General features: G+C 60.1%; 7 protein-coding genes. All 7 read left to right on the forward strand.

Annotated features, from left to right (window positions below):
• The coding region (locus B5F17_RS14290) for a phage major capsid protein (protein WP_087374902.1) at window positions 1-776 on the forward strand (776 nt) is incomplete at its 5' end.
• 16 nt (window positions 777-792) lie between these two features.
• The gene (locus tag B5F17_RS14295; RefSeq protein ID WP_087374904.1) at window positions 793-1,074 is read left to right on the forward strand and encodes a head-tail connector protein; all 282 of its coding nucleotides are present in this window, start codon (window positions 793-795) and stop codon (window positions 1,072-1,074) included.
• 2 nt (window positions 1,075-1,076) lie between these two features.
• On the forward strand, window positions 1,077-1,412 hold the full coding sequence (locus B5F17_RS14300) for a hypothetical protein (RefSeq protein WP_016147175.1): 336 nt from the start codon (window positions 1,077-1,079) through the stop codon (window positions 1,410-1,412).
• Entirely contained in the window at window positions 1,399-1,743 is a 345-nt protein-coding gene (locus B5F17_RS14305) for a hypothetical protein (protein ID WP_087374906.1), read from the forward strand. The genes B5F17_RS14300 and B5F17_RS14305 overlap by 14 nt, the downstream gene beginning before the upstream one ends.
• Entirely contained in the window at window positions 1,727-2,149 is a 423-nt protein-coding gene (locus tag B5F17_RS14310) for an HK97 gp10 family phage protein (RefSeq protein WP_087374908.1), read from the forward strand. Before B5F17_RS14305 ends, B5F17_RS14310 begins: the two co-directional genes overlap by 17 nt.
• A gap of 20 nt (window positions 2,150-2,169) precedes the next feature.
• Window positions 2,170-2,733, forward strand: a complete 564-nt coding sequence (locus B5F17_RS14315; protein ID WP_087374910.1) for a major tail protein — start codon at window positions 2,170-2,172, stop codon at window positions 2,731-2,733.
• A complete protein-coding gene (locus B5F17_RS14320; RefSeq protein ID WP_143287761.1) occupies window positions 2,714-3,178 on the forward strand; it encodes a hypothetical protein in 465 nt (154 codons plus the stop codon). The genes B5F17_RS14315 and B5F17_RS14320 overlap by 20 nt, the downstream gene beginning before the upstream one ends.
• Window positions 3,179-3,341: the final 163 nt, after the last annotated feature.

The raw sequence follows: 3,341 nt of genomic DNA on the forward strand, positions 1-3,341 counted from the left end.
TGTCGCTGGTCACTAAGACCAACTTTCCGGGCGGCGTCAAGATTCCGGTCTCGCAGGCGCGTCCGACCGCGACCTGGGTTGCTGAGGGTGCGGGCAGCGACAAGCAGAAACTTTCCATTCAGGACGTGGTCTTTGCCTACTACAAGCTGCGCTGCGCGGTGGCTATGACCTTCGAGGTGGCCAACCTGTCGCTCGACATCTTCGAGGCGCACTTTATTCAGGTGGTATCTGAGGCCATGGTCGAGGCGCTCGAACAGGCGATCATCAACGGTTCCGGCTCGGGTCAGCCCAAGGGCATCCTCAAGGAAACCCCGGACGAGGGTCAGGCAATCGAGGTTGCCGCAGACGGCAAGCTGGACTATGCGCTGCTGTGTGAGGCCGAGGGCGCACTGCCCGATGCATACGAGCCCGATTCGGTCTGGCTGATGAGCAAAAAGACCTTTATGCAGTTTGTGGGCATGGTGGACGCAGATGGCCAGCCGATCGCGCGCGTAAATTACGGTCTGGGCGGCAAGCCCGAGCGCTACCTGCTCGGCCGCCCGGTTGCGATCAACAGCTATATGCCCGACTACAAACCCACCGTGGAGGCCGACACCATCTTTGCCGCCATCTTCCGCATGAAGGACTACGACCTCAACTACGCCGCCCAGATGGTCATCAAAACCTATGAGGACAACGACACCGATGACACCGTGACCAAGGCCATCCTGCTGGCCGACGGCAAGGTGCTGGACAAGTCCTCTCTGGTCACCCTGACCAAGAAGCAGGCGGGCTGAAAGGGCGCGGTGAGTGATGGCGACAGTGCTCGAACAGGTACACGCAGCGCTGCGGCTCAAAAGCCGCGCACTCGACGACGATGAGATCACGCCCCTGATCGAGGCGTGCAAGGCCGATCTCAGGATGCACGGCGTGCGCCGGGTGGACGAGGACGACCCGCTGATCGCCCGCGCCATCGTGCTGTACTGCAAGGCGTACTTTGGCTATGACGACCAGGGCGAGCGCTGGCAGGCGTGTTACGACGGTCTGCGGGACAGCATGGAGCTGTCGGGCGACTACCGAGAGGAGGACGTCTGACCGTGCGCTTTGTAGATTTGACCCTTGTGTCCAAACCCAACACCGAGGGTAAGCTAGACGCCGACGGCTATCCCATCCCGGACGAGACCTCGACCGAGGTTTACGCCGAGATGGGTGAGGTCAAGCGGCTGGAATTTTATGAGGCACTGCGCGCGGGCACCCGGCTTTCCTGCGTGTTCCGTGTGCGCGTGCCGGACTACGCCGGTCAGACCATCGTGGAGCTGGACAACAAGCGGTACAAGGTCGAGCGGGCGTACAGCAAGGATGGGGAGTGGATGGAGCTGAACTGCTCCGAACTCCCCACGGCAAAGGGAGGTGTGACAGATGCAAAGTCTTAACGAGCGGCTGATGGACGCGCTCACGCCCGTCCTGCCCACCATGCCGGGCACTTACACCGGGAGCCACGACACCTATCTGGCATTTAATTATGACACGACCGGCATGGGATACGGCGACAACCAGCCCGCCGTCGAACGGGCGCTCATCCAGGTGCATCTGGTCGCGCCCATGACGGCCAACACAGTCGAAACCCGCAAGGCGGTCAAGCGAGCACTGTTTGCCGCCGGGTTCGGCTGGCCGAGCATGACCGATGCTTCGGATAAGCTCGGGCAGCATTATGTGTTCGAGTGTGAGAGCGTGGAGGTAGATTTATATGCCGATGACGGTTGACGGACTGGACGGTCTGCTGCTCGATCTGGAGGCGCTCGCAGAGCTGCCGGACGATACCATGTCCGGCATGCTCCATGCGGGCGGTGAGGTCATCGCCCAGGCACACAAGAGCGCGATCCAGTCGGACGGCCTGGTCGATAGCGGCCAGCTGCGCGACTCGATCAAGGTCTCGGCCAAGGTGCGGCGCACCAGCAGTGCGCGGTCGGTCGAGATTTATCCCCAAGGCAAGCGCACCGACGGTACCCGCAATGCCGAGGTCGGCTTCATCCATGAATACGGCGCACCCGGGCGCGGCATTCCGGCCAAACAGTGGATGCGCAAGGCAAACGAACAGGCTGAGGATGCAGCGTGCACGGCAGCCGAGGACGTATACGACGACTATTTACGGAGCAAAAACCTGCTCTGATAGACAAAGGAGGAAAACAAATGGCAGCATTTGGCGCAAAGTATCCGAGATTTGCACCCAATAAGACGGTCACGCCCGAGGGCGTCGTGACCTATGACGCGCCGGTCACCATCGGCGCACTGAACAAGGCAGACTTGACCGTGACCATGGCATCGGGCAAGGTGTACGGTGATAATGAGCTGCAGGAATCCGTTGATGAGTTTGTATCCGGTACGCTTGCAATGGAGACATCCGATATGGAAGACGCGGTTGCAGGCAAGATTTACGGTGCCACGGTGCTGGAAAAGCTGTGTACCTATAATACTGGCGATACACCGCCTGAGGGTGGACTGGGCTATTATAAGACCCTGGTACGAGGCGGCAAGAAGATTTTTAAGACGGTATTCTATCCTCGTGCCAAGGCGGCAATCGGCAACGATACGGCGGCGACCAAAGCCGACTCGATCACGTTCTCGACCGTTGCGACCAACTGGACGATTATGGCCGACAAGAGGGGCAACTGGCGTCTGACCAAGGAGCATGACACCGAGGAAGCCGCAAAGGCATGGCTGGATACCCAGATGGGTGTCGCGAGTGACACGTGAGCCTATGCGCAGTGTAACGACAGAGTGGCAGGGCAAGACCTATCATCTGCTGTATAACGGCCGGGCGATGTTCGCGGCACGCGATGCGCTTGGCGATCAGGACATCATCGCAGCGCTCACCCAGCCGGGCGCAGCCGGTATGCAGGCCACGGTGCAGGCGTTCTGCATCCTCGCCGAACAGGGAGAGCTGGTGCGCCGCATGGATGGCCACGCGCGCGGCTCCATCCCGGACGCGGATGACGTCGCAGCGCGCATCATGCCCGATGAGCTGATCGAATTACAGCAGGCGGTGGTAAATGCGGTCATGCGCGGTTACCACCGTGACCAGCCCGAGGAGGAAATCGACCTCGGCCTTGCCGAACTTCAAAAAAAAAAACGGAATAACCGTGGCGCAGTATCTGCGCACGGGTATTGTGTGCGGCCTGTCCAGCCGGGAGGTGCTTAGCCTCCCGGTTGGGGTCGTGTTTGACCTCGTATCCCTGCACAATGCAGGCGTCATGAAAAGGGAGGAGTAAATGGCTGAGCGAAAAATCTCGACGCGCTTTGCCGTCGAGGGCGAAGACCAGTACAAAAAGAGTGTTGCTGACATCAATATCCGCCTGAAAACA

The organism is Butyricicoccus pullicaecorum, assembly GCF_002160355.1.
Classification (GTDB): Bacteria; Bacillota; Clostridia; order Oscillospirales; family Butyricicoccaceae; genus Butyricicoccus; species Butyricicoccus pullicaecorum.